The sequence below is a fragment of the Paenibacillus barengoltzii G22 genome, from assembly GCF_000403375.2.
Lineage (GTDB): Bacteria > Bacillota > Bacilli > Paenibacillales > Paenibacillaceae > Fontibacillus > Fontibacillus barengoltzii.
Window position 1 is genome coordinate 454,426 of sequence record NZ_KE159655.1, and the last position, 24,156, is coordinate 478,581.

General features: G+C 50.2%; 27 protein-coding genes and 3 pseudogenes. 13 read left to right on the plus strand and 17 right to left on the minus strand.

Annotation, left to right across the window (positions count from 1 at the left end):
• Positions 1 to 26 precede the first annotated feature (26 nt).
• From C812_RS19805 to C812_RS19830, 6 genes are all read left to right on the plus strand, one after another.
• Positions 27 to 386, plus strand: coding sequence for a hypothetical protein (locus C812_RS19805; protein ID WP_157274755.1), 360 nt, complete (start codon positions 27 to 29; stop codon positions 384 to 386).
• 704 nt (positions 387 to 1,090) lie between these two features.
• Positions 1,091 to 1,801 (plus strand): lantibiotic protection ABC transporter ATP-binding protein, encoded by a 711-nt coding sequence (locus C812_RS19810; RefSeq protein WP_016314426.1) that lies wholly within the window; start codon positions 1,091 to 1,093, stop codon positions 1,799 to 1,801.
• Position 1,802: 1 nt separating this feature from the next.
• A complete protein-coding gene (locus tag C812_RS19815) occupies positions 1,803 to 2,534 on the plus strand; it encodes a lantibiotic immunity ABC transporter MutE/EpiE family permease subunit (RefSeq protein ID WP_016314427.1) in 732 nt (243 codons plus the stop codon).
• 1 nt (position 2,535) lies between these two features.
• Positions 2,536 to 3,300 carry a lantibiotic immunity ABC transporter MutG family permease subunit gene (locus C812_RS19820; protein ID WP_016314428.1) on the plus strand — a complete coding sequence of 255 codons (765 nt, stop codon included), beginning with the start codon at positions 2,536 to 2,538 and terminating at the stop codon, positions 3,298 to 3,300.
• Positions 3,301 to 3,333: 33 nt separating this feature from the next.
• Positions 3,334 to 3,993, plus strand: a complete 660-nt coding sequence (locus C812_RS19825) for a response regulator transcription factor (protein ID WP_016314429.1) — start codon at positions 3,334 to 3,336, stop codon at positions 3,991 to 3,993.
• The gene (locus tag C812_RS19830) at positions 3,984 to 5,378 is read left to right on the plus strand and encodes a HAMP domain-containing sensor histidine kinase (RefSeq protein ID WP_016314430.1); all 1,395 of its coding nucleotides are present in this window, start codon (positions 3,984 to 3,986) and stop codon (positions 5,376 to 5,378) included. The genes C812_RS19825 and C812_RS19830 overlap by 10 nt, the downstream gene beginning before the upstream one ends.
• 91 nt (positions 5,379 to 5,469) lie before the next feature.
• Here the strand turns inward: C812_RS19830 and C812_RS21680 are convergent, their stop codons facing one another.
• The 5 genes from C812_RS21680 to C812_RS19855 form a co-directional block, all read right to left on the minus strand.
• Positions 5,470 to 6,036: a hypothetical protein gene (locus C812_RS21680; protein ID WP_016314431.1), complete on the minus strand. Its 567-nt coding sequence runs from the start codon at positions 6,034 to 6,036 to the stop codon at positions 5,470 to 5,472.
• A gap of 87 nt (positions 6,037 to 6,123) precedes the next feature.
• On the minus strand, positions 6,124 to 6,855 hold the full coding sequence (locus C812_RS23115; RefSeq protein ID WP_016314432.1) for a CPBP family intramembrane glutamic endopeptidase: 732 nt from the start codon (positions 6,853 to 6,855) through the stop codon (positions 6,124 to 6,126).
• 93 nt (positions 6,856 to 6,948) lie between these two features.
• Complete coding sequence (locus tag C812_RS19845) at positions 6,949 to 7,356, minus strand: hypothetical protein (protein WP_016314433.1); 408 nt, start codon at positions 7,354 to 7,356, stop codon at positions 6,949 to 6,951.
• Between the two features lie 173 nt (positions 7,357 to 7,529).
• Positions 7,530 to 7,856, minus strand: a complete 327-nt coding sequence (locus C812_RS19850; RefSeq protein ID WP_016314435.1) for a DUF2269 family protein — start codon at positions 7,854 to 7,856, stop codon at positions 7,530 to 7,532.
• Between the two features lie 6 nt (positions 7,857 to 7,862).
• Positions 7,863 to 8,108: a hypothetical protein gene (locus tag C812_RS19855; protein WP_028539987.1), complete on the minus strand. Its 246-nt coding sequence runs from the start codon at positions 8,106 to 8,108 to the stop codon at positions 7,863 to 7,865.
• Between the two features lie 132 nt (positions 8,109 to 8,240).
• On the opposite strand from C812_RS19855, the gene C812_RS19860 reads away from it, so the two are divergent.
• From C812_RS19860 to C812_RS23135, 5 genes and pseudogenes are all read left to right on the plus strand, one after another.
• Positions 8,241 to 9,806, plus strand: a complete 1,566-nt coding sequence (locus tag C812_RS19860) for a hypothetical protein (RefSeq protein WP_167669345.1) — start codon at positions 8,241 to 8,243, stop codon at positions 9,804 to 9,806.
• Positions 9,806 to 10,675, plus strand: coding sequence for an ABC transporter ATP-binding protein (locus C812_RS19865; RefSeq protein WP_016314437.1), 870 nt, complete (start codon positions 9,806 to 9,808; stop codon positions 10,673 to 10,675). The genes C812_RS19860 and C812_RS19865 overlap by 1 nt, the downstream gene beginning before the upstream one ends.
• Positions 10,657 to 11,286: a hypothetical protein gene (locus C812_RS19870; RefSeq protein ID WP_016314438.1), complete on the plus strand. Its 630-nt coding sequence runs from the start codon at positions 10,657 to 10,659 to the stop codon at positions 11,284 to 11,286. The genes C812_RS19865 and C812_RS19870 overlap by 19 nt, the downstream gene beginning before the upstream one ends.
• 127 nt (positions 11,287 to 11,413) lie before the next feature.
• Positions 11,414 to 11,545, plus strand: a pseudogene (locus tag C812_RS22430) (IS256 family transposase); the annotation flags it as partial.
• Between the two features lie 403 nt (positions 11,546 to 11,948).
• Positions 11,949 to 12,032, plus strand: a pseudogene (locus C812_RS23135) (hypothetical protein); the annotation flags it as partial.
• Between the two features lie 110 nt (positions 12,033 to 12,142).
• On the opposite strand, the gene rbsB reads toward C812_RS23135, so the two are convergent.
• From rbsB to C812_RS19900, 6 genes are read right to left on the minus strand one after another with little or no spacing between them, the layout of a single operon-like run.
• Complete coding sequence (gene rbsB, locus C812_RS19875) at positions 12,143 to 13,093, minus strand: ribose ABC transporter substrate-binding protein RbsB (protein ID WP_016314440.1); 951 nt, start codon at positions 13,091 to 13,093, stop codon at positions 12,143 to 12,145.
• A 34-nt stretch (positions 13,094 to 13,127) separates the two neighbouring features.
• Positions 13,128 to 14,087 (minus strand): ABC transporter permease, encoded by a 960-nt coding sequence (locus C812_RS19880; protein ID WP_016314441.1) that lies wholly within the window; start codon positions 14,085 to 14,087, stop codon positions 13,128 to 13,130.
• The gene (locus tag C812_RS19885) at positions 14,077 to 15,585 is read right to left on the minus strand and encodes a sugar ABC transporter ATP-binding protein (RefSeq protein WP_016314442.1); all 1,509 of its coding nucleotides are present in this window, start codon (positions 15,583 to 15,585) and stop codon (positions 14,077 to 14,079) included. The genes C812_RS19880 and C812_RS19885 overlap by 11 nt, the downstream gene beginning before the upstream one ends.
• A 16-nt stretch (positions 15,586 to 15,601) precedes the next feature.
• Entirely contained in the window at positions 15,602 to 15,997 is a 396-nt protein-coding gene (gene rbsD / locus C812_RS19890; RefSeq protein ID WP_016314443.1) for a D-ribose pyranase, read from the minus strand.
• A gap of 3 nt (positions 15,998 to 16,000) precedes the next feature.
• Complete coding sequence (gene rbsK, locus C812_RS19895; protein WP_016314444.1) at positions 16,001 to 16,939, minus strand: ribokinase; 939 nt, start codon at positions 16,937 to 16,939, stop codon at positions 16,001 to 16,003.
• 37 nt (positions 16,940 to 16,976) lie between these two features.
• Positions 16,977 to 17,981 carry a LacI family DNA-binding transcriptional regulator gene (locus C812_RS19900; RefSeq protein WP_036626172.1) on the minus strand — a complete coding sequence of 335 codons (1,005 nt, stop codon included), beginning with the start codon at positions 17,979 to 17,981 and terminating at the stop codon, positions 16,977 to 16,979.
• Between the two features lie 217 nt (positions 17,982 to 18,198).
• On the opposite strand from C812_RS19900, the pseudogene C812_RS19905 reads away from it, so the two are divergent.
• Positions 18,199 to 18,393 (plus strand): annotated as a pseudogene (locus C812_RS19905) (LacI family DNA-binding transcriptional regulator); the annotation flags it as partial.
• 75 nt (positions 18,394 to 18,468) lie between these two features.
• Here C812_RS19905 and C812_RS19910 read toward each other — a convergent pair.
• From C812_RS19910 to C812_RS19930, 5 genes are all read right to left on the minus strand, one after another.
• Complete coding sequence (locus C812_RS19910) at positions 18,469 to 18,879, minus strand: hypothetical protein (protein ID WP_016314447.1); 411 nt, start codon at positions 18,877 to 18,879, stop codon at positions 18,469 to 18,471.
• Positions 18,880 to 18,945: 66 nt separating this feature from the next.
• Positions 18,946 to 19,863 carry an HPr(Ser) kinase/phosphatase gene (gene hprK, locus C812_RS19915; protein WP_016314448.1) on the minus strand — a complete coding sequence of 306 codons (918 nt, stop codon included), beginning with the start codon at positions 19,861 to 19,863 and terminating at the stop codon, positions 18,946 to 18,948.
• Positions 19,864 to 19,883: 20 nt separating this feature from the next.
• The gene (locus C812_RS19920) at positions 19,884 to 20,678 is read right to left on the minus strand and encodes an AAC(3) family N-acetyltransferase (RefSeq protein ID WP_016314449.1); all 795 of its coding nucleotides are present in this window, start codon (positions 20,676 to 20,678) and stop codon (positions 19,884 to 19,886) included.
• Positions 20,675 to 21,496 (minus strand): sugar phosphate isomerase/epimerase family protein, encoded by an 822-nt coding sequence (locus C812_RS19925; RefSeq protein WP_016314450.1) that lies wholly within the window; start codon positions 21,494 to 21,496, stop codon positions 20,675 to 20,677. The genes C812_RS19920 and C812_RS19925 overlap by 4 nt, the downstream gene beginning before the upstream one ends.
• A gap of 62 nt (positions 21,497 to 21,558) precedes the next feature.
• Positions 21,559 to 22,128, minus strand: a complete 570-nt coding sequence (locus C812_RS19930) for a TetR/AcrR family transcriptional regulator (RefSeq protein WP_016314451.1) — start codon at positions 22,126 to 22,128, stop codon at positions 21,559 to 21,561.
• A 227-nt stretch (positions 22,129 to 22,355) separates the two neighbouring features.
• On the opposite strand from C812_RS19930, the gene C812_RS19935 reads away from it, so the two are divergent.
• A complete protein-coding gene (locus C812_RS19935; RefSeq protein WP_157274761.1) occupies positions 22,356 to 23,804 on the plus strand; it encodes an MDR family MFS transporter in 1,449 nt (482 codons plus the stop codon).
• Between the two features lie 40 nt (positions 23,805 to 23,844).
• On the opposite strand, the gene C812_RS19940 is transcribed toward C812_RS19935, so the two are convergent.
• Positions 23,845 to 24,027, minus strand: coding sequence for a hypothetical protein (locus C812_RS19940; protein WP_016314453.1), 183 nt, complete (start codon positions 24,025 to 24,027; stop codon positions 23,845 to 23,847).
• Positions 24,028 to 24,156: the final 129 nt, after the last annotated feature.

The following is a 24,156-nucleotide window of genomic DNA, read 5'->3' on the forward strand; positions in this document are numbered from 1 at the left end:
TTAATATTTGGGAGGGCATAGATGGAATGCAGAAATACAGTCATATCATTTGCAGTTTGATTCTCGCCGCTGCTTTTCTAGGAGGATGCTACATCTTAGCTGAACGGGGAGAGGACAAGTCCGAGGAGGAGGTTCATGCCAAGACGGATATCGCAAATAAGTCGATCTTAACTGAAAGTGAATTAGCCGATTACCTAGGCATTCCCATGAGTGACCTGCAGGACCTTCTGGAGTTGGATCGGAAGAAAAGAGAAAATTTACAGGGCACACGCTCATATGATACTTACTCGATTTTACCTAGCATGGTCTTGCCTAACCGGAGTCATCTCTTCTTGAAGAGCAAAGTAGATAAATGGGCGGAGTATCAAATCATGCACGGATTGTGAGGCGGGAAATTTGAGGAGATTCTCGCCATGATCGTACTTTTTCTAAACGTGTATCCCACGCTGGTCAGAAACACGAAATATGATCTCCAGCTCGGGTTTGTCCAAAACCAAGCTTAGCAGCCTTTGAAATGCGGCTGAACAATCTGCAGTGGGAACCCGGAGAGTACACGTTGTACTTCAAACGCGGTTCGGATATTCAGATGAAGCTTGATTTTACGTTGGAGCAAAGTCTCGAAATACCCATTTACTAGATTTATTGATATAATATGGTTGTACAACAGACTTGGGTGGGGAAGTATCGCCTCCAGAGCGGAGGTGATGCTCATGCAATTTTCGTTATCGGAAGTGCTTATGCTCGGCATGTTCGTGCTAGCTTTGCTCACTTACCTGCATAAACGAAAATAACCCGCCCAGGTTAGCGCCAAGGGTGCGGGTTATTGATCCAAACACTTTGGAGGTTTCCCACCCAAAATGTTGTACCGGGAGTCGGATGGCCGTCCGGCTCCTTATTTCTATCCTAATCATATCACGCCTGTTTCATTCCTGCAATTTTCCAGCTCACCCTTACAAATCCCGATGAAGCTTGATTTTACGTTGAAGTAAATCAAGCTTCTTTTTTTTCGAATTAGCTCCGCAATCCTTATCAAATTCTTATAATTCCCCCTTACCATAGGTTCCAGAATGGATGAAAAGGATGAGTACACATGAACAACAACCTTATTCTGCAGACGCAGAACCTATGTAAAAGCTTTAAGGGGCAGCAAGCCGTCCGTAACGTCTCGCTTGCGATTCAGGAGAACTCCGTTTACGGGCTGCTTGGTCCCAACGGGGCCGGAAAATCCACCCTTCTTAAAATGCTGACCGGCATGCTGCGGCCGACTTCCGGCGAGATTGAATTTTTAGGCGCCCCCTGGTCACGCGAACATTTATCCCAAATTGGCGCTCTCATTGAGTCGCCTCCGCTCTACGAAAACTTAACCGCCCGCGAAAATCTCAAAGTACGGACTACACTTCTTGGTCTACCGGATACTCGAATCGACGAAGTGTTGCAGACGGTGGGTTTAACGAACACCGGGAAAAAACGCGCCGGCCAGTTCTCCATGGGAATGAAGCAGCGACTGGGAATCGCCATTGCCCTGCTCCACCGCCCCAAACTGCTGATTCTGGACGAGCCGACCAACGGTCTCGACCCGTTTGGCATTCAGAAGCTGCGCGAGCTGATTCGCTCTTTTCCAAAGATGGGGATCACGGTTGTCTTGTCCAGCCACGTCCTGTCCGAAGTGGAGCAAATCGCGGATCACATCGGCATTATTGCCGGAGGCGTGCTGGCTTATCAAGAGGCAGTTACTCCGGGAGAACATCTAGAGTCGCTGTTTATGCAAATTGCTCGTGAGCACCGGAAAGGAGACGAATAGGATGCAGGCATTCCTCCGTGCTGAATTTCTTAAAACCAAACGAACTTTTACGAGAAAACTAACCTGGTTGGCTCCTCTGCTAACCTTGTTGCTATGCACAGGATTGATGGCTGGGCCGTTCTTTCAAATCGCCAGCTACAACTGGTGGTATACCCTTTTGCTTCCCGGAGCGCTCACCTTGATGTGTACGGGTGTGATCCAAAAGGATAGCAAAAAGCTGAAATATCGAGCGATCCTCGGATTGCCAGTGCCTCTGCCAAAGATTTGGCTCGGTAAAATCGGAGTGATCGCCGGGCTGTTTCTTGTTTCTTCGGTCATTTTAATGCTCGGGATTGCGCTTAGCGATCTGGTCTTCCCTGCTGGATTTACTTTGGCCGACCACGCCTTGGGCAGCTCGCTGCTCTTTCTGACCTTCCTTTGGCAGATCCCGCTCTGTCTGTTCTTAACCGACCGGATCGGCATGTTTGCTACGATGATCCTTAATGTGCTGGGGAACATCGCCTGCAACATTCTGTTGGCTACGACCGCTTACTGGTGGGCTGTGCCTTATGCGATTCCGTCTCGGCTGATGTGCGCCGCGATCGGCGTGCTTCCTAACGGATTGCCGGTTCCCGAAGGCGATGCCTTGTGGGACAAGAGCGTTATTTTGCCAGGGGTGCTGATCACGCTCGTCCTGTTCTTCCTGCTGTGCATCCTGACGATGCGTGTATTCCGCCATCGGGAGGCCAAGTAATATGAGCACCTACTTCCGTTGTCTCCGATCCGAGCTTATCAAGCTCCACAGACAACCGACCCTGTGGGTGCACTTGCTCGTCCCGCTGGCCGGGATTGTGATTTTCTTAGGTTATTACGCCTATACTCCGTTTACGCCGGCTTCTAAAGTGAGCGGTTATTTGCAGGTGCTTGCGGTTTCTTTTCCAACGATGATCGGTATCATCTGTGCCATCGCTGCGGACCAGGAGGCTGCCGCCGGAAATTATCAGCAGCTTCTCACCCTGCCGAACCGCCTCATCGCCCTGGCTGGTAAGCTGACCGTACTTCTCCTGCTGGGCTTGGGCAGCACAATTCTGGCTTCGGTGGGGTTCGGAGTTGGCTTCCTTTATCTATTGTCTCAATCGCCGTATGGGCTCACATTCTATATCGAAGCCGCTGGGCTCCTGTTCGGAAGCAGTATGTTTCTCTATGCCCTGCACCTCTACGTGGGTCTGCGCTTTGGCAAAGGGGCATCCATCGGTCTTGGGATTCTGGAGAGCCTCGTGTCTGCCCTTCTGCTGACCGGTCTTGGGGATCATAACTGGATCTATATCCCTTGCGCCTGGGCTGCCCGGTTCGTTAGCCTTTGGATGCAATACGGGGTCGCGAACACTGCCTCCCTCCCGATCCCGGCGAGCTCTTTGCTTGAACCTGGAATCCTTACCTGTCTTACAGGAACCTTGGCAATCATGGTATTCTTAGGAGTGTGGTTCCGGCGATGGGAAGGTACGAGATCGCTGGACTAAACTTAGATCTCATCAATAAAGAAGGGATAGAACATGGCCCATATTCTTGCGGTAGATGATGATCCAGCCGTACTGACCTTGATTCGGAATATTTTGCAAAAAGAAGGACATCTCGTCACAGCTCTCTCCGCTCCTTCTGATGTGTTAACGCTGCAATTGGGAAGCTTTGACCTGATCGTACTGGACGTGATGATGCCGGAGTTGGACGGGTTCACCCTCTGCCGGCAAATTCGCAGCAAGGTCGACTGCCCCATCCTGTTTCTGACTGCCAAATCCATGGAAAATGATCTGGTGGAGGGCTTAAGCATCGGGGCGGACGATTATATCATCAAGCCGTTTGGCGCAGGCGAGTTAAGGGCGCGAATTGCTGCCCACCTCCGCCGGGAAAGCCGGGAACGGCGCAGCGTTCTCTTAATCGGCGAAGTACATTTCAACCTGTCGGGCAAGGAGATGCGGGTGCGGGATACCCTCATCCCGTTGACCAAAAGCGAATATGCCATCTGTGAATTTTTGGCGTTACATCGGGGGCAAGTGTTCTCGAAGGATCAGATTTATGAATCCGTGTTTGGATTCGATGGAGAAAGTGAAGTTTCTACTATCGTCGAGCATGTCAAAAATATCCGTGCCAAGTTAAACCAAATGAACGTGAATCCGATTGAAACCGTATGGGGGATAGGTTACCGATGGAAATAGCCCGAGTCATGCCAGGACCGAAAGAAACCAAGCTGCGTACGCTGTTTCTTAAATATTTAGCCGCCTTTTGTCTGGGAACGATTGGGCTTGCCCTATTGCTAGCCTTGATCTTTATGGGGTTGCTGTTCTCGGGAGTCGTTCTCCCAGCAGACTATGCCGAGAAGCAGGTGGAGGACGTCAAGTCTCGTCTCACGGCGGGACAGGAGGTACGGCTAGACTCGCCCTCTGCGTTGTACCAATATGCGAAGTACACGGTGGACGGGAAGCTCCTGGAACACAGCTTATCCACCAAGCAAAGTGAGACGGCGTGGAAGCGTCTGGAGGGCGATCAAGCGGCAGGTTACACTTTTCCTTATCATTATGTGAAAGTCACGTATGGCCAAGAGGTTTATATCTTCCGGTATTCTCTCGCCGCCCAGTTTAACCAAACGGCCCTGCGCCGCGTGCTGCCCAGTGCGGAACTGGCCTTTTTCGCCCTGTTCTGTGTCCTCTTTCTGCTTCAAGCCGTTCTGTTGGCCTCTTCGTTTGGTCGAAAGCTAGCCCGCAAAATGAGCGGACTCCAGGAAGCAACCCAGCGCATTCAGGAGCAGGAGCTGGACTTCTCCATCCAATACAGCGGGATCGCTGAAATTGACCAAGTGCTTAGGTCCATGGATCAGATGCGGGATGCCCTGAAGAGCTCGCTGGAGCAGCAATGGAATCTGGAGCGCCGCCGCCGGGCTCAAATCTCAGCGCTCGCCCATGACGTCAAAACTCCGCTCACCATCGTTCGCGGCAATGTTGAGCTCCTCTCGGAAACGGAGCAGTCGGACGAGCAACGGGAATACACCGAATATATCGCCCAAAGCGCCCGCCAGATGGAAGCTTATATCAAGACCTTGATCGAAATCACGAATACGGAAACTGCGGCTTCCTATCAGCCCGTCAACCTCGATCTGAAAGAGTTCATCCATGCGCTCGAAGTCCAGATGCAGGCTCTCGCCGCAGTTAAAGAGCTTTCCGTCGCAGTCCACTTCGTTGGCGAACTGCCGGACGAGTTCTATGCCGATCCTGTCTTGTTGGAGCGCGCCCTCATGAACGTCATCGCCAACGCCATGGATCACGCTCCGGCGAAGAGTAAAATCACGCTATCGGTGGAGGCATTGGGCGATCGGATTCAATTCCGCGTGACCGACGAAGGTCCGGGTTTCTCGCCCGAAGCGCTCAAGTACGCCACCGAACAGTTCTACATGGGCGACCCCTCCCGCCGAAGCAACGGACACTACGGCATGGGCCTCTATATCACCCAATTTGTTGCCCAATTGCATGGGGGTGAACTGCATCTCGCCAACTCTCAGGTGACAGGCGGGGGCGAGGTGATGATGGAGGTGCCGATGTATCCATAAATTTCTTACATGGCTCCCCCTCCTGGCTGTGCCCAGGAGGTTTTTATTCTCTCCATAATTAAGTCACTTCAATTCTTGCACCAGTTTTTAATTAGTTGGTCAGTCCGTTCTCGGAAAAGGCATCGGTTCGAATTACAAAAGCCACCTCTTGGATGTCGTGATCCCAACTACACAACAGCCGGAAACCTCTCAAGACAGCGCCTGGTTCATAATCCTTACTGTCTGAGCTCGCATAGGCCAGCATATTCTCCTTAAGAACAAACGAAGCTGTACCATGATCGAACTTCAACTCAAGCCTACTAAACTCGGGTATCTTATATTTCATCTTCCCTTCTTCCGTCAAAATATAATCAATCAGCTCGTACGAGCCTGGTTCAGTTGTTTGGTCTTGAAATTTTATTTGAATCGTTTCTCCTAATTTAACATAGGGAAGATCTGCAACGTTATTTTCCATAATGGATTGAAAAGGAGTCATATTACTGTAATCCGACTTTTCCACGTTCTTTGAAATAATAACCGGATTAATATCCTGATTATTGGCCTTTACTTCTACAGGATTCCCCTCACCACCAGCCTTGGCAGAATTGTTATCACCACTACAAGCCGTGACCGTGATGAGTAGCGCCAAACTGAAAACCAGAAGCACGATTTTTTTCAATATCTATCTCACTTCCTTTATTATTTAAAATCGGTCCTATCCACGTTCGAAGATAGGACCTCTTAACTCGCTCGAAAAAAAGTTCCTTTAATTGTTAAAAAAATCAATTAATCCATGTGCAATTGATGGGGCAATGATGTTTTTCGTCCGAGAATAAATGAATACAAAGATTAGATGCATTAAACCTTTCAACAATAGATCGAACCAGTCGTGTGTTATAAACTCATAAAGGCTCATCTCGGATCGGACCATATGAAAAGGAATATGTAGGATTGCGAACATAAATGAACCTGTAAAAATTGCAAGGTATTTATTACTAATAAGAGTAAAAATTCGTGTTTGAAGATATCCCCGAAATATAACTTCCTCGGCAAATCCAATTATAACAATATAATATATAAGTTGTAACAGCGCATTCCCTAGGCTAAGTTGAATAGTATAATTCCCTTTTAAATATCCAAATATCGGTAATGCATTTAATGGTACAGCAGCGATTAGTCCAATAATAATAGATTTAAGTATCTTGAATTTAGTAATTCCAATGGTCGATAGAGAATGCCCACGAAATAATAAAATCAACATAATAGGGAGTAATTGAAATACGAACATGGGAACACTTAGTATAATTCTTAATAAACTAATATTATTAATATATTTGGACGTCTCATATAATAAATTCGTGCTGAACATCATTACCCCAAACAGATACGTACACGTCATTAGATACACATAATACAAAATCAGAATAATACCATCTTTTTTATTCACATTTATGGTATCTTCATAAGAAAATAGATTGAGTCGTTTCTTCACTTCCATTAGTTCTCCTAAGTAGTTATTTTTCTGTCTCTACTATCAAAATTATTTTCTGTCTAGCTGAAACTAACAGTTCACTGGTTATGGGATTTATATTTAATTTTGGAAACTTAGACTATAATTTTCTGTTATATTCACAGCATTGTTTATTTTTCCATTACTTATTTGTAGAACTCGGTCAGTACTATAGATGATTTGTTTGTGATGTGTTGTATAAAGAATAGTCGAGTCATTACATTCTCTACGAAAGTTTCCCCATACGATTTGTTCTGTCAAATCATCGAGCCCGGAAGTAGGCTCATCCAATATGGTATTTAATCCTTCAGTTTTATCAAATAAATATTCTAATTTGACCTGATTTAATACCTTCCTAATATTATCTATATCAATCTGTTCTTCTTTCAACCCATAGGTAATATTTTCTAATAAGCTACCTCTAAAAATAGAACTTTCATCTAGCATAAATCCTATTGTAGTTTTTTTACTACTTTTATTCTCTTCCATTGATATTGTTCCTTGGTACTTATATGAAGCGAATCTGTTCGCCAAGCAGCGTTTCCCCAACCTGCGGATGCTGGCGCGTTTCCACCACAATATCCATATTCAAGCTGCCAATGACCGCCACTTTCGGTTTATTCATCGCACTCTATCCTTCCTGAAAATTGGGTATCTTTATCTTATTTAGGATCAAACGCCAACGTCGAGTCTCTGGCGATCAGCCAAATCAATCCGCTCACGGCAAACAAGCCCAGAGATAAAGTAAGCCAATTCAGCCCCGTTAATGAGTAGCCCAAGCCGCCTGTCATCATGCCGCCAGAAAGGACGATCAGGACCAGTCCAGGAATCGTAAAAATATAATCCGCGACCATCACGTTCTTAGCCGCATTGTGCATAATTTGGGGATTCCCGGTCCGGTCTGCCCGGCTCTTCCAAAATGCCGCCGTGATGATATTTCCCACCATCAATAAGACACCTAGTACATGCAAGGTTAACCATAATCCCACAACCGATCACCCTTTCTCTTCCCGTTCTCTAACGGGGCTCAATATGTTCGTCATCAGTGAAGTTAAGTCCTGTGCATTAACCAGCGCGTGCACGTTCGGAATTCTTGCACGAATTCGGAATCCCAGCGTCATCAGCGTGAACAACTCAGCCGTTTTGTCCGCCTCAACGGTTTCGGGAATAACGCCGTGCTGCTGACCCGTTTCAATCCAGAGCTGAGATAAGTAAACGGTCCGCTCATAATACTGCTCCAAATAACAGTCGCTGTATCATAACCACTTCCTCGGCAAATGACCTAATCCATTTACTAATTTGGAATATATAGTAATATATGAAGAGGGATTTTCCACTAAAAGGTTGAGGTTACTATGCTAAAAATGATTGGAATGGAAATCAAGCAGTTTATTCGGACTCCGTTGTGGATGGCTCTATTTGCTTTAACCATCGTTGCAGCTATATTTTTGCCAAGGTCAAGCTTAACCGATCTCTCGGTTGTGCCTGGCCTAGTCTATTTTATGATGGTGATGTCACTTCTATTTTCAATCTATGGCGCTGAAATCGCACGAATGGAAATCAACAACCATGCTGAGGAGCACCTTTTCGTAACACCTAAGTATGCCTTATATCATCGAAGTAAGCTCCTGTATTGGTTGACGCTGTCTGCTGCCATTTACTTTCTTTTCTATATAACTGTTATGGCCTACATTGGAATTACTTACAACAATATCACCAAGTCAGACATCCTAGATTCCCTGCTCTATACGGTGTTATGTTGGTTCATTCCCTTTTTCTACTCCATCATCCTGGGATATCTTGTGTACCGAAGTCTTCCTGGCATTTATAGCTATTTGATCATGATTTTTTTGTGGTTCTTAACCATGCCTTATAATTCCATGTTGGGCTTTATTCCACAAACCTTGGGTGGTTGGCTGATTAACGGGGACCCGAATATGATTCTAATCTTCTCCTCCAGTCCGTTAGAGAGTCTTGAAATCAACAAAGGATATTACTTCCAAAGGGCATTCATGTTTCTGTTGTTGATCTCAGCTTATACCTTGGTCATGTACCGAAGGGATCGAACAAAAAGAAACCTAGCCATAGCGACCATGGTGATTTCGCTGCTTATCCCAACGTTATCCCCCTACGTTCCATATATCACAGGGAGTGATACGCTTGGACAAGCCGTTTTCCATTACAACGATGAGATCCAATTAAACACCGGCTATAAAGTGAATCAATACACCTTTCATCTGAACCACGGGGAGAGCAATCATTACTTCCGCTATACCGTGGATATGGATATCGAATCGCAGAGTGATCAGATTTCTTTGGCTTTATTAGAGGATTTTCAGGTTCTTTCCGCAAGCCTTAACGAGCGACCTATAGTTCCAACACGCTTAGGGAATGTGGTCCAACTTGAATTGCCTGAACGGATCGGGACACTGCATCTGGAAGTGGAGACCCGTACTTATCAAGCCATTGGACCAACAACATTACAGCTTATCGCGACCTCTGCCTGGTATCCTATGAATCCGCTGGAGGCCATGGATCCTTACTCGCAGGGAGTTAAAGAGAAATACGAAATCTATTGGGATTCCGCAAAACCCAACCGAATCCTATCGAATCTAGCCCATCCCTCTGAAAATTTATGGACAGGCGTTGCCTTCGGCCCTACCCTTCTCATGGGTGAGTTTGAGCATGAGGGTCATTTAGTCTTTCCCCGCTACAAAACCTTGGATCGAATTCAGAGAATTCAGCAAGGGGTAGAGGATATTTTTAAAGATAACAATAAGAAATATGCTGCGTCCGCACAGCTTCCGCCTAACGTTTATTACGTCACTACGTTTTACGGAATGCAGGCCAACCCAGATGAGGCTTATATTTATCCGAATATTTATCCGAATGAAGATATTTTGAGAGTGTTCTATCCACAGAAAAAAGGTGAGCGATAATGTTACAAGTTGAATCCATTGCTAAAAAATTCGGCAAAAAAGAAGCTCTGCACGAGACCTCCTTCACATTAGATAAGGGGATTGTTGGACTCCTTGGTCCGAACGGGGCGGGAAAAACGACACTCCTGAGAATATTGTCAACTTACTATGCCCCAGATCGCGGGAGTATCCGCATGAATCAACTGGATTGGAAAAAAGACACCGAGAAGGTGAGAAGAATCGTAGGCTATTTGCCGCAGCATATCGGCGGCTTTCCCAACTTGAAAGCAAGAGAATACCTGGAATACATGGGGGTGCTTCGAGGATTGGACACTCGGCAGCTCTCGAAAGAGATCCCTCTTATTTTACAGGAAGTGAATCTGGAACAACATGCGGAAGATCTGGTCAAATCGTTCTCAGGAGGCATGAAACAGAGGTTGGGGATTGCTCAGGCGATCCTTCATCATCCCGCCTTACTGCTTGTCGATGAGCCAACCGCAGGCTTGGATCCCGAGGAGCGAATTCGTTTCCGGAATCTGATCAAAAAGCTGGGGCAAGACCGAATCGTCATTCTCTCTACCCATATTACAGAAGACGTAGCCATGACATGTGATCAAGTCCTGTTGATGCAAGGCGGTACGATCCAGCCGTATCCTTCGATTGAAGAAGTCGTATCTCTTGCAAAAGGAAAGGTGTGGGAGCTTACTACAGATGTCTCTACCGCCGAGCAAATTCGGACAAATCCCGCAGCGTTGATGACCCAGCATCTCCAACTGGATTCCAGTCAGGTTCATCTTCGGTACATAGCACCTGATCCGCTGGATTCTAAAGCGACTGCAGCATCACCTACTTTGGAAGAGGGGTATATGGTTTGGTTAAACAAGAGATAATTTTCTGGCGTTATCTATTTAAAACTCGGTACGGCCTCCTGCTCTTTCCGCTTATCCTTACGTTGCTGGCTATATGGTTAAAGAGCTTCAACGCCGATCTATCGAACCAACTCTTAATTTATATCGTGTTCCCGGTGATGCTGTTTCCAGTAGTAGCGTCGTTATACCAAATAGGTTCAATCAATCATAAAGAACTTCTTCTCACCTATCCGTTGAATGCCTTCTTCGTTGGCTGGATCCGGCCCGTCCTGCTGAGTTTGGTCTACTCCGCAGTCTACACTGCGGCTCTTCGTGATATGGGCAATTATTCGGCGGAGGAGCTGGGGTTGGCTTTTACTTCGGCGGTTTTCTATATGATATTATCGAGTTTCTTTCTGATTTTCTTCAAAAATATCGCACTAGGCATCGTGCTGCCTTTGGCTTATCTTTTTTTCGGCATGTTTACTACAGGCACCGGTCAGGGATTTCTGTATCTGATGCAGTGGAATCGAGCCAATCCGAACCTCTCCCTCCAAAGCTGCATGGTGACCCAAGCCGCAGTCGCTCTTATCTTTAGCCTCGGAGCGCTTTATTTTCTTAAAAGGAGAAATGTTTATCATTGGACAAGCTAAATGTAAATATAAAAACTGACGCGGAGGACGCCGTCCATGCCATCCTATGCCAACAAACCAGCCTTAATCTCTGAAATTCAGAAAACCGCTCGATTATTTATCGATTGAGAAAGGTTGGATGGAAAGGATGAACACAGTGGCCCCAAAGTTCAGCAGAGATCAAGTGAAAGCCTTCATTAAAGACAACGATTTAAAAACAATGGCGGATGTTCAGTCTGCCCTAAAAGAATTGTTTGCCGACACGCTGCCAGAAATGTTGATTTCCATATTTAATGACATTATTCAGTAGAACAAGAACCGATCAATCCGATAAGTAGAACATTCTCTTTTCAATCCAAGATTTGCTCTGCTCTTCATATTCAGGAGTATTTATCTTGTCCTGATGAGGTATTCATATTTTTTCACTAAAACGGCAACATTCAAGACTCCGAATCCAGAAGAAGCAGAAAGCCGGCCCTACCGGACCGGCTTCTCCCTCCAAATAGCTCGTCCACCCTTACCTCACAAACCGCCCGTTGCACACAAATCGCACCGTTTCCTGACGTTGGTTCGTGTTCACAATTAGATAAGGATAGAAAAGAATGGGGGCAACCACAGTTCAAGCGTTATTCATTCACATGACCCGCATTGGGGCGCAAGCCTGTCCATTCTTTTCTTAGTTCAAAACAAACCTCGCTGATTATATTGAATTTTACAATCACGAACGTTTGCAGGGTGAACCTTCCCCCAGACGAATGTTTTTATAATCTAGCTTTTGCTAAAATCGGCAAACCGCTCCGGCTGATGGTTAAACTATTTGCGCAGCTCGGGGCTTGGGGCGATCTCTTTCACCCATTCGCCAGCGGCGGCTTCCGCGTTATTGCTTAGTCACAAGCTCCAGCTCGACCGGAATCGAGCTTTCTACCTGCTCGCCTGCGGCCACTTTCATCGCCGTTTCGATCGCCTTCTGGCCGATCAATTCCGGCTTTTGCGCTACCGTAGCCGCCATCGTGCCGCTATTCACGGCGCTTACCGCGTCGTCCGTGGCATCGAAACCGACGACGATAATGTCTTTTTTGCCTGCGGCTTCAATCGCCTGCAGCGCCCCGAGCGCCATTTCGTCGTTGTGGGCGAATACCGCCTGAACGTCGCTGTTGCTTTGCAAAATATTTTCCATAACCGTCAGCCCTTTGGCCCGGTCAAAATCGGCCGGCTGCGAAGCGACGACTTTCACGCCGTCTTTGCCGTCCACGGCGCTGTGGAAACCTTCGCCGCGATCCCGCGCTGCCGATGTGCCGGCAATGCCTTGCAGTTCAACGATGTTCCCTTTGCCGCCGAGTTTTTCAAGAATGAACTCCCCGGCCATTTTGCCGCCCGCTACGTTGTCGGAAGCGATGTGCGATACGACGGTGCCGCCGTTTGCCGCCCGGTCTACCGTAATGACCGGAATATTGACGTTGTTGGCCGATTCTACCGCCGTCACGACGGCGTCGCTATCGGTAGGATTAATGAGGATCACATCCACTTGTTGCTGAATCAAATCTTCGATGCCGCTGATTTGTTTCGAGGTGTCGTCTTGCGCATCGACGACGATCAGTTCCGCGCCGGCGGCCTGAGCCGCTTTCTCCGCGCCTTCCTTCAAAGTGACGAAAAACGGATTGTTTTGCGTGGAGATCGACAAACCGATTTTCACTTTGCCGCCGTTATTCCCCTTGCCAGCGGCATTCCCGGCGTTGCCTGCCGTCCCGCCTTCATTCCCTGTCGTGCACGCGGCAAGCAAGAGAAACAAAGCAAGCGTTAGCGGCCATACGATACCATACTTTTTCATTTTTCCAGGCTCCTTTTCGTTTAATTTTGCGCTTTTACGCTGTTCTTGTTTTCGAACGGTCGAGAAGCACCGCGATCAGAATGACAGCCCCTTTTACGACTTGTTGATAGAACGACGATACGTTAAGCAAGTTCAGACCGTTGTTCAGCACGCCGATAATGACGGCGCCGATCAATGTCCCGACGATCCAGCCTTTGCCGCCCGACAAGCTCGTTCCACCAAGCACGACCGCCGCGATGGCGTCCAGCTCATAAGAGACGCCTGCCGTCGGCTGCGCGGAGTTCAACCGCGAGGTGAGGATGAGGCCGCTGATCGATGCCAACATGCCGCTGATCGAGTAGACCAGCAATTTGACTTTGGATGTGCTAATCCCCGATAGCCATGTCGCCTCCTCATTGCTTCCGACCGCGTATACGCGCCGGCCGAAAGTGGTATGTTTCAGAATGATGTATACCACTGCAAACGCGAGAACCATCCAAATAATCGGTGTCGGTATTTGCAGAAAGTACCCTTTTCCAAGCAGAGCAAAATCTTTGTTTAAGCCGGTAATCGGCTTCCCGTCGGTGTAAACGAGCGTAAGTCCGCGGTAAATCGTCATCGTAGCCAGCGTGACGATAAACGGAGCCAGCCGTCCTTTCGCCACGATAAGCCCGTTGACCGCGCCCATAGCCGCTCCGGAGGCAATCCCGACGGCCACGGCCAGCCAGGTGTTCATTCCGCCGGCCATAAGCCCCGCCGTAAGCGCACTGGATAGAGCGAAAATAGAGCCGACCGATAGGTCGATGCCGCCGGTCAGAATAACAAAGGTCATCCCGAACGCAATCAGAGCGTTGATCGAGACCTGGCGAAGCACGTTAAGCAAGTTGTTGACCGTCAAAAAATTGTCGGCAAAAATCGACAGCGCGATCATGATGAGCGCCAGCCCGATAAGCGGCCCGATCCCTTGCAAGTTGAACCGTTTCAACGTTTGGGCGCCCGGCGTTTTAGCTAGCATATTGTTCTCCTCCCCCTGTGGCACAGATCATAATTTTTTCCTGCGTTGCCTCTTCTCTCGTAAAATGCCCCGTCAGCTTTCCTTCATGCATGACCAGAATTCTGTCGCTCATGCCCAGAATTTCCGGAAGCTCGGACGAAATCATCACAATCGCGACGCCCTCGGCCGCAAGCTTGTTCATCAGATCGTAAATTTCCTTTTTCGCGCCGATGTCCACGCCTCTTGTCGGCTCATCCAAAATGAGCACCTGCGGATTCGTCGCCAACCACTTGCCGATGACGACCTTTTGCTGATTGCCTCCGCTAAGCGAGCCGACCGCCTGCGCGCCGCTTGACGTTTTGATGCGAAGCCGCTGAATCATCGTGTCCGCCAGTTCCCGTTCCTTGGCCTCACTGAGAAATCCGCCGTTTGAAACCGCTGTCAAATTGGTCATTGACAAGTTGTCGCGGACGCTCATTGCAAGAAGCAGCCCTTCGTCTTTCCGGTCCTCCGTCACTAGCGCCAATCCGGCCCGGATCGCATCGCTCGGCTTGCGGATTTGCACCTTCTTGCCGTTGATGGCAATCGTTCCGCCGTCGATGGGCGATACCCCGAACAACGCTTTGGCCAGTTCCGTGCGTCCCGCTCCCATCAGGCCGGCGATGCCAACAATTTCACCAGCCCGGACGGAAAAGGAGATGTCGTGCAACACACCTTTTTGCGAGAGGTTCTCCACCCTAAGCTTCTCTTCGCCAAAATCGATGTGCGCTTTAGGGAAACGGTCCTTGATTTCCCGGCCAACCATCATTTTGACGATTTGATCCATGTTCGTCTCGGCCACCTTCTCCGTTCCGACATAGCGGCCGTCCCGCATCACCGTAATCCGGTCGCAAATCTGAAAAATCTCCTCCATCCGGTGCGAGATGTAGATCATCCCAACCCCTTGCCGCTTCAAGGAAGCGATCACCTGAAACAGCCCTTCAATTTCCCGGTTCGTCAGCGCAGCCGTCGGTTCGTCCAGCACCAAAATTTCCGTATTCATCGACAGGGCCTTGGCGATTTCGACCATCTGCTGCTGGCCAACGGACAATTCTCCGACTATGGCCTCCGGAGGAATCATCAGCCCAAGCTGCGACAAATACCGGGCCGACTCCCGCTTCATTTTGCACCAATCGATCAGCCGGGTGGGGCCAAGCGTAAATTCCCGTCCGAGAAAAATATTTTCCATCACCGTCAAATGCGGGATCAGATTCAGCTCCTGGTGAATCATCACGATGCCAAGCTCTTGCGCGGCCGACGGCGACAAAATGGACCGCTCCTTGCCCTTAACCCGCACCGTTCCGCTGTCTTTCGTATAGATGCCGTTTAATATTTTCATCAGGGTCGATTTTCCAGCGCCATTTTCCCCCATCAAGGCGTGCACTTCGCCGGCTTCAAGCGTAAATTTCACCTGCTCCAGCACTTTTACGCCGGAAAAGCTTTTGTCGATTCCTTCCATCTCCAAAAGCGGCGTATTCATCTATAGCCCCCCCATCCTAAAAAATGACTCCCGCGTGCAAAATTACGTTGGCGTACGGCGTACATTCGCCGGTACGAACGACCGCTTTGGCCTCGCGGGTCAACTGCTTGAACCGCTCGTGCGTTACGTTGCCTTCGGCCGCCCCTTCAAGCAGAAGCGCCGTCTTTTCGTACAATTCCGGGCTGGCCTCCTTCATTTCAGCGGCGACCGTGTACCGCTCCACCTGCATTTCCTCCAAAATCGTCTCCAGCGTCTCCACATATCCGGGCACCCCGCGCTTCAGCGCCAGATCGATCCGTCTTACGCCGGGAGGAATCGGCAGCCCGCAATCGGCAATGACGATGGTGTCCGTATGGCCGAGTTCGCTGATCACTCTTGACAATTCGCTGTTGATGATTCCGATTTTTTTCATCGCTCATTCTCCTGTCTTGTTTTTCAGCTTTGCGGCGAACCGCTCCGCTTCCGCTTCGGAAGGCATGCCCGCCTGAGCGCCGAATTTCGTAACGGCGAGCGCAGATACGAGCGCCGCATATTCAACCGCTTCGCGCAAGCTCCGTCCCTTAGCGAGCGATACGGCCAAACCGGCATTGTAGCAGTCACCCGCTCCCGTCGTATCCACCACCTTAACCTGATGGCCCGGGACGGTTCGCACCTCGCCGTCCTCCGTCAAATAAGCGGAACCGTCCGCTCCAAGCGTCGTAATAATGTGCTTAGCTTCCATCTCTTTCATACGCCGCATCGCCGCCGCAAGCTTTGTCCCGTCCGCATCCATACCGGTGTAACGGCTTAGCTCCGTACGGTTTGGCGTAACGTAGTCGACATAGCCGAACAATTCCGGCGGCAAAGGCTGCGCGGGCGCGGGATTCAGCACGACCGTCTTGCCGAACGACTTCGCTTTCTGCGCCGCGTAGAAGACGGTGTCCACCGGAATTTCAAGCTGCAGCAGCACGATATCCGCACGGCGAAGCTTGTCTTCGTTCTCATCGATGTCCTCCGGGCTCACCCGGTAGTTTGCGCCGGGCACAACCACGATGCTGTTGTCTCCTTCCGCGACATAAATCGAAGCTACGCCCGTCGTGCAGCCGGGCAGGCGCTTCACGCCGCTGATGTCAACGCCATCCTGCCGCAGAGCTTCGAGCAGTTCCCGGCCAAAAGCGTCCTCGCCAACCGCGCCGATCATCACCGTCTCCGCGCCAAGCCGCGCCGCCGCAACCGCTTGGTTCGCCCCTTTCCCCCCGGGGATGAAGCGAATCTGTTCGCCAAGCAGCGTCTCCCCAACCTGCGGATGCTGGCGCGTTTCCACCACAATATCCATATTCAAGCTGCCAATGACCGCCACTTTCGGTTTATTCATCGCACTCTATCCTTCCTGAAAATTGGGTATCTTTATCTTATTTAGGATCAAACGCCAACGTCGAGTCTCTGGCGATCAGCTTCACGTCAAGCTCGTAAAGCCGATCCTCCTCCAGCGTGCCTTCGATCTTCTTGATCAGCAGGCGCGAAATCAGCGCGCCCATTTCATAAATCGGCTGCGCGATCGTCGTCAGCTCGGGCACCGTAATTTCCGTCGTCTGGATGCCGTCGAAGCCGCACAGCGCCACCTGCTTGCCAACTTTGATGCCCATGCGGTTAAGCGCTTTCAATGCGCCGATCGCCATCAGATCGTTGCCTGCAAAAATGCCGTCGATATCAGGGTGACGCCGCATCAGCCGCTCGGTCGCGTTCATCCCGCCGCGAATCCGAAAGTCGCCTTCTTCAAGCAAGGTCGGCGTGTACCAATTAAACCGCTGCACCTCCTCTTCAAAGCCGATCAGCCGCTCCTTTCCGGTGATCAAATGCTGCGGGCCGTAGATGTGGGCGATTTTCCGGCAGCCGATCTCAAGCAGATGCCGAACCGCCATCGCCGCGCCTTCTTTGTTTTTTGATCGGACGACGCTGGAGCTTTGCTCCGACGGGCCGCGGTCCAGGCAAACGTAAGGAATGCCGAGCTTGGTCAGCATTTCCGCATCGCCGGGTCCGAACGTCTGGGAAGCGAAAATAAAGCCGTCGATATATTTCTTCTTGAGCGTTTCGATATATCGTCTTTCCTTATCCCCCTGATCGTCCGAATTGCCCAAAATCACCGTATATCCGTAAGTGGCGGCGACGTCCTCCACCGCTCGGGCCAGATCCGAGAAAAACAGGTTCGAAATATCCGGCAAAATGAGCGCAATCGTCTTCGTCTTCTTTCCGGCCAGCCCCCGCGCCACCTGATTCGGCGCATAATCGAGCTTCTCGATCGCGGCTTTGATCGACCGCTGCGTTTCCCCGTTGACATAACCGCTTTTGTTCAAATAACGCGATACGGTCGAGACGGACACGCCGGCCAATTTGGCCACATCACGAATCGTTGCGATAACAATCCCTCCCGCCGCTAAACATGGTATCGGTACCACAAAAATTTAAATAACATATCACGGAAAATTTATACATATAGAATTAAGATTTGTTATTTGAATGTGGTAACGGTACCACATTTCTTGCTGTAAATATACCATGCCGGCGAAAAAAAAGCAACCCGGCTTGTCGAATCCACAAACAGCAGGTTGTAATCTTCGTTTTTAGCGAGGTGCCATGGTTACTATTAAAGATATCGCGCGGGTCGCCGGCGTCTCGCATACCACCGTATCAAGAGCGCTGAACGGAAACCCGCTGATCAAAAAAGAGACTCGTGAGTGGATTGAAAAAATCGCCGCCGAACTAAACTATATTCCCAATTACAGCGCCAAAAGCCTGGTGATGAAAAGGTCCTATACGATCGGCCTCTTCAGAGAGACAAAATCCCCCAAAATTGTGAACCTCTGAACCCATTTCTTACTGCTTAATACTAAACCTCGCCAAACACTACCAGACCTCTCTTGCTCTAAGATCCGCACAAAACGTCAAACCCGCAATATAAAACGGATACAATCCACACGCAGCGATCATGACCAACCCCATCCCCGGAAGCGGCACCTCTTGGGGATCGGTGATCGGATAGGCGGAGGCAAACCCTTTGATGAATAGCAGGAAATAAGGAATCCACAAGATCGTTGCCAGGTATTTTCGTTTCCCCGGGCTTAGCTGGAACTTCGTCAGAACATAAGCGAGGATGGAGAACAGAACAATGAGCAGGAACACCGCCACAGGTACATAACGATCCATATGGGCGATTCCGGTAACTCTTTCAAGCCGATACACATTCATCAGAAGCTCCACTTGAACAAATAGGGAAAAAGCATACAGCACGCTAACTCCATTCACTTTCCACATCATCTTTGCGTTGAACCTCCCTCACTCACCATTGGGTTCGTTGGGATCATAGGAGCTCGCCAGCAGCCCCTACGACCCCATCTCCTCCTCGATCCGTTTCATAAACTCATCCACAGCGCTGTAGCCGAGCTGCTTCAGGTACCAGTTGTTCGCAGCGGCCTCGATCAGGCCGGCGACATCCCGGCCGGGTTGGAGCTGGATTTCGATGTGCGGGATTTGGACCCCTAAGTATTCCGTACACTGCGGCACCGTCTCCAGTTCGTTGTTGAGGGCATGTTCCTGCCACGGCACCAGCTCGATATCCAAGACAATCCGTGTCTCATCCTGAAAAGCCCGACGTCCATACTGCCGTACCACGTTGATCAGCCCGATGCTGCGTAGAGCCAGGAATTCGCGGGTCGTTTCGTTATGGGTTCCGAGCAGCGTGGTTGGGCTTAATTTTTTTAACACGACAATATCGTCTGCGACCAAACGGTGCCCTCTGCGAATCAGGGTATGCGCTGTTTCGCTCTTGCCGATGCCGGACTTGCCGCGTAGCAGGATGCCGATCCCCGAGACGTTCACGCACACCCCATGGATCGAGATCTCCGGAGCCAGCGCCTTAACCAAATAACTGTCCAGCTTGGCGATAAACTCCGTCGCTGTCTCTTCCGTACGCAGCAACGGAATGCCTTCCTCCTCGCAATACAGCTCCAGATAAGGAAACTCCTGCTGCCCGGACGTCACAATAAAGCACGGAGGGTGATATTTCACGATGTTCCCGATCCGCAGCTTGCGTTCCTCCACGCTTAATGTCAACAGGTAGTTGATTTCTTTACGGCCCAACACCTGCACCCGATTCATGGGAAAAAAATCAAAATACCCCACGAACTCCAGCCCCGGCCGATGCGTCCGAGGTCGCGTGATCTCACGATCCATCCGTTCCTCCCCGGCAAGCACTTCCAACTTAAACGTATCCACCAACTTCTGTACGGTGATCGTCTTCATCTGATTCTCCTCCTTCCGGTTCATTCTGATCGGCTCCCCATCCAGCGTTCCGGATCTTGAAGCGGTTCGTTATCGGAGAACAAATCCGGCTCCTCCTTCAACATTTCTGTAATGACTTCTGCCACGCCGGCCGCATCGCAGACCCGTACCACGGCATCTCCCAATTTCCCCTTGCGCAAGGCCCCTCGATACTCCAGCACTTCTTCCACCTTCCAAAAATGCTCCGACCAAGGCAACCCGCAATGTCTGCGGGAAGGGACCGGAATTTCCGTACCGTCCGGCGTGATCGTGTACAACATATCGTGATCGTCCGTAAGTCTCCCCGGAATATCCACCCACTCCTCCACCCCATGAATGAAGGTGTTCCGTCTCAAATCGACCCCAACGAGCAGGATCGTTGCTTTACGGTCGAGCAGCTTCCCCCATGAGGACCCTCGGGCACAAGGCGTATCAAACCGATGATCCTCCGCCGTAAACGCCTGAGCATCCCGACCTAACGCGGCGACCGAATGGGTTGGATGCCACGATCGGATAACGCCGGGTCTCTTCCGGAACAGCTCCGGCAGAATGCCAACGCACACCGGGGAAAGCTCCACCTCGAACCGCGGGTGATCTTTATTGATATATGACCAGGTATGCGTAGGAAACACTAACAACCCCTGCGCCATATACTCTGTAAGCGCATCCAAAACGGTATCTGCGCCGCCCTCGACTTCACCAATGCTTTTCATGGAGGAATGGACCAGCACGGTGCCTGTACCGTCCAACCCCAGAGCCTCCAGTTGGCGGGTTAAACTCTCTTTCGTATGCCTCATCCTTGGCTTCTCCCCTCTCGTACAAACCTCGCTGCCTCAGCGCATTGCTCCTCCGTCACCGCCTCCAGTGTCACGAAGCTACGGGGCTTATACTGCTCCAGCAGCCTCCAAAACAGCGGGTAGTTCAACTCCCCTAAACCTGCAGCGGTTTCCAGCAGTTCGCCGTTCGCGCCGCGTTGCAGATCCTTGGCATGGGCGCTGACGATACGCGGACCCAACAGATCGAAGGCCGTCTGGATCACCTGATCTTGGCGGTCAAAATTAGCGGTATTCATCAAATTGCACGGGTCGAGAACAACACCCACACAAGAAGAGGGGAAGCGTTCCAGCGTCTGCGCCATCGTCTCCGGCGAATCGATCAAGTGCCCTTGGGCCGCCTCAAGGCCGATGGTCACACCCCAGCGTTCGGCTTCATCCACCAGCTCCTCCAGCGCGCGGTTGAGGCGCTCCCAATACGCCGGCAGTCGTTCTGGGTCCGCCGGTTTGCCGACCTCGGTTGCCACAATCGGCGCACCGAAATGCCGCGCATGGCGCAGATGCTCCTTGAATCGGTCCACGTTGTGCCGGTAGCTCTCCTCATCCAGGTCAATCAGGCTGGCATAGCATCCTAACACGGCGATCCGTACGCGGTGATCCGCAAACGCGCCGCCGATCTCCATGGCCAAGCCCGGGCTTAACTTGCCCAGCGAGCAATCCACATCCGAAATGGCTTTGGACAACGCCAACTGCACATAAGGAAATTCATAGGCGGCCACCTTCGCGGCCAGCTCCCGATAAGGCTGCTTCCCCAATAAATGCGCCAAAATCCCTGCCGACACTTGCCTCTCCTCCTTTTTCCCATATCCCATAGGTTAACGACAGCGTACGCTCAACACGATCCTTAGGCCTTCGATGGACTGCTTCTTCGATATAATTGATTGATTTGGTTGGCCAGATAGCTCGGACTATAAGGGGTACCTTCCTCAATCCACCAGGTGACGATTCCCAACGTCGATGCGGCAATGACCTCGATGGGGACTTGCTTGGACGGATCTGCCGGCTTCCGGCGCGCCCGCCGCGTCGATACGATGTTCATCATGATCTCGAACAGTTGATGGCGGAACTCTTTATTTTCAAGCAGCACTTGAAATAAAGCCGCATTCTCGTAAATCTCCTCCAGGAAGGAGACGAGCGGATTGTTGTCCTTGGTCAGACCACTCTCAGTGAGCGGGTGAATTCTCCGAGCCAACTCGTCTAACACTTCCTTCGTCAGCTGCTCCAGTAAATCCTCCACATCGCGATAATGCAGATAAAACGTAGCGCGATTTAACCCGGCCCGATCAGCCAAGCCCTGCACAGTGACTTTGCGCAGATCGGTATTCTCGTGCAGCAATGCGATTAACGCCTCCCGGAACATTCGCTTCGTCCGAATGACGCGGGGGTCCACCTTGCCCTCCTTATTGCTCAACATTGCGCTTCTCCTTTGACGATCATCCGCAAATTATTCAACACAGACCTGACAAACTGTTGATTAATCTACACTTCGGCGGAATGTGTAAATGGTCATTTGCAGCGTTGCGTGGTAGTATTTTTTATCGACAGATTATCAATTACTTGACGACCCGTCAATGAAATGGTCATTACGAAAGGAGCAACACCGTGAACACCGCAGCACCCCATGTGAATAAAAAAATCCTGATGCCCGTCCTGCTCTTGGGCTCGTTCTTATCGATCTTAAACCAAACGATCTTAAATGTCGCCTTGCCCGATTTAATGAAGGAATTCGCCATTTCGGCTACGACCGTGCAATGGCTGATTACCGGATTCATGTTGGTGAATGGGATCCTCGTGCCGATTACGGCTTTTCTGATGCAGCGATTCACGACCCGGCAGCTGTTTATCAGCTCCATGCTCCTGCTGCTCGCTGGAACATTCATTAACGCTGTCGCCCCCAGCTTTCCGCTTCTATTAACAGGGCGGTTGATTCAAGCCGCAGGGGCGGGCATTATCATGCCGCTGTTAATGATGGTCGTGATGGTGGTCTTCCCGAAGGAAGGGCGCGGCGCAGCGATGGGGCTCATCGGTCTGGCGATGATCGTTGCCCCGGCGATTGGCCCGACGCTGGCTGGTTTGGTGATTGAGCATTTCTCCTGGCGGTGGATTTTTATCGGAATGCTGCCGCTGGTTGCGATCGTCATTCCATTAGCATTGAAATACATGGTGAATGTGTCGGAAACCTCGAAGCCGAAGCTGGACCTGATCAGCATCGTCTACTCAACGCTGGGGTTCGGCGGTCTTCTCTTTGGCTTCAGCAATGCAGGGAATAAAGGCTGGGGAAGTGCCGAAGTGTTGACGTGCCTGATTATCGGCGGTATTTTCCTGTTGATGTTCTGCTGGCGTCAGCTTACTTCGCCCGTTCCACTGATGGATTTGCGAGTCTTTAAGGAAAAGATGTTCTCCGTCACCACAATCATCAGCATTATGATTATGATGGTCATGTATGCGGATATGATCCTGCTGCCGCTTTACTTGCAGAACAGCCGGGGCTTCTCGGTGTTGGACACCGGCCTGCTGCTGCTGCCTGGGGCTTTAATTAATGCGTTATTGTCGCCGATTTCCGGACGTTTACTGGATAAATTCGGGATCAAGCCCATTGTGATTATCGGGCTGTTGTTTACGATTCCGGCGATTTGGGGCGTTACGCATTTAACGGAAACCACGTCGTATACGTACCTGGTATTCCGTACGATTGTGCTGCGCATCGGCTTGAGCTTCTTAACGATGCCGCTAAATACCGCGGGACTCAACGCTCTGCCGAAGCAGTTAAATGCCCACGGTTCGGCGGTAACGAATACGGTCCGCCAGGTCGCCGGTGCGATTGGGACGGCCTTGGTGGTCACCATTTATACGACGCGCACCAAGAACCATGCCGCCGAGCTGATGCAATCCGGTCAAAGCTTGTCTACAGCCCAGTTGAAAGAGATGTCAACCATTCTCGGAACGAATGACGCTTATCTTTGCATGGGAATCCTGAGCATCGTGATCCTGGCGGTGACGATCTTCATGCCCAATCGCCGAGGCGAAGCGAAGGCGAAAGGAATCAAAGGTACACAAGAAATGGAGCAACCGTCCGTAGAAGAAATTTAAGGCGACCTGAGGTCGCCTTTTTTAATATGTTATGTAAATTTCAAGATCCCGACGACATAAATTGAATGACACCGACGAGGATCAACGCTAACCAAACGGAGCCAATAACCAGGAGAATATTTCTGATGACCTTCCATCGTTTATCTTGAGAATAAAGACGTTTCTCCAGCTCATTCAGCCGCTCTTCCATTTCCAGCTCCGATTTGTTCGAAGGCCCTCCCATAAACATCCCTCCTCGGCTATATCATATCAGACACCCAGAATATACACAATTTGTAAATTCCAAGCTCGAGGGACTGGTCGAAAATTCTCATGACAAGCCCTTCCAGATCCATTAAAATATTTAAGTAAA